At 63.2% G+C, this 1,737-nt stretch carries 1 protein-coding gene; it reads left to right on the forward strand.

Going from position 1 to position 1,737, the window contains the following annotated elements; genetic code table 11:
* Window positions 1–106: 106 nt before the first annotated feature.
* A complete protein-coding gene (locus tag DB30_RS40765) occupies window positions 107–1,705 on the forward strand; it encodes an IS1182 family transposase (RefSeq protein WP_052559505.1) in 1,599 nt (532 codons plus the stop codon).
* Window positions 1,706–1,737: the final 32 nt, after the last annotated feature.

Raw genomic sequence — 1,737 nt, forward strand, 5'->3', positions numbered from 1 at the left:
CTAGAGCGGCGATCAGTTTGAATTCTTAATAGATTCCGATCGCTTAGCCGCCCGGTTCGACAAAGCCCCGAGCTCATGATCACGTAGGCCTCACTCGAGGCCCACCATGACACTCTCCCGCTGGAACCCGCCCGACACCCTGTCCGCCCGCGAAGCCCGCATACGCAAGCGCGTAGGCAAGAAACGCAAGATGTTCGGTTTCCTCTGCGATCAGCGGTGCGAACTGTTCGACGAGGAGTTCCAGGCGGAGCTCGAGCAGATGTACCGAGACACGGGTGCCGGGAAGGACCCCGTGCCGCCGGCGTTGCTCGCCATGGTCGTTTTGCTTCAAAGCTACTCGAAAGCATCAGACTCGGATGCCGTCGAGCTCGCGGCTTGTGACGCGCGATGGCAGCTGGTGCTCGGCTGCCTCGGCAGCGATGAAGCCCCGTTTTCTCAAGGCGCGCTGTTCAACTTCCGCGAGCGGCTCATCGCTCATGACATGGACCGGAAACTGCTCGACCGCACCCGCGAGCTGGCCAAGCGAACCGGCGCCTTCGACTACAAGCAGCTCCCCAAGAAGCTCGACGTGGCGATCGATTCCAGCCCGCTGATAGGAGCCGGCCGCGTCGAGGATGCCTTCAATCTGCTGGCTCACGCGGCATGGAAGGTCGTGCTGTGCGTCGCCGAGCTGCGCGACCGACCGGCGGAGCTACTCGTCGACGAACTAGGGATCCCGCTGCTCGCGGAGTCGAGCATCAAAAAGGCGCTCGACATCGACTGGTCGGACCCCGTGGCCAAGAACGCGGCGTTGAACCTTCTGCTTGGGCAGATCGAGACGCTCGAACAGTGGGTCAAGACGAACCTGTCGAGCGAGGCCAGCAAGCCTCCTTTGCAGGACCAGCTCGGGTTGCTCGAGCGGCTGCGCGAGCAGGATCTCGAGCCCGACCCCAAGGGCGGAGGCCAGCGCATCGAGCGAGGTGTGGCGAAAGATCGGCGCGTGTCGGTCGAGGACCCCGACATGCGTCACGGTCGCAAGACCAAGACCAAGACGTTTAACGGCTACAAGCGCCACATCGCCGTCGACCTTGGCACGAAGCTCATCCTCGCCGTGACGGTCGCGTCGGCGAACGAGCCGGAAAAGGACAGCCTGCCGACGCTGGTCGACCGACTCGACCAGCAGGGCCTGGAGCTCGGACGCATGTACTTCGATCGAGGCTACATCGAGAGCTCGGACGTCCCGGAGCTGATCGCCGACGGCGTGGAGATCATCTGCAAACCCTGGCGACAGTCCAACGGCGATAAATTCAACAAGACCGACTTCAAGCTCGACTTCGCCAAACAAACGGTGACGTGCCCCGGGGAACAGACACAGCCAATGATCCTCGGCGAGATCGCGCGCTTCGATGCTGACGTCTGCAACGCATGCGCGCTCAAATCCAAGTGTACGACCTCGGACCGAGGCCGGGGTCTCCGAGTCGCCGCGAACGAGCCGCTCCAGGCGAAGCTGCGTGTCCTCCAGGGCTCCGCCGAGGGACGCGCCCGCCTACGCGAGCGCGTCCCGGTCGAACACTCCCTCGCTCATGTGAGCCAACGACAGGGGAATCGCGCTCGCTACCTCGGCAAGCGCAAGAATGAGTACGACCTCACCCGAGCAGCGGCACTGGTCAACCTGCAGGTCATCCAACGCGAGCTCGAGAGCTCGGAGGTCGCAATTGCGGCGTAGCTCACCGAATTCAAACTGGTCGTCGCTCTAGC

The sequence above is a fragment of the Enhygromyxa salina genome, assembly GCF_000737335.2.
GTDB classification, from domain to species: domain Bacteria; phylum Myxococcota_A; class Polyangia; order Nannocystales; family Nannocystaceae; genus Plesiocystis; species Plesiocystis salina_C.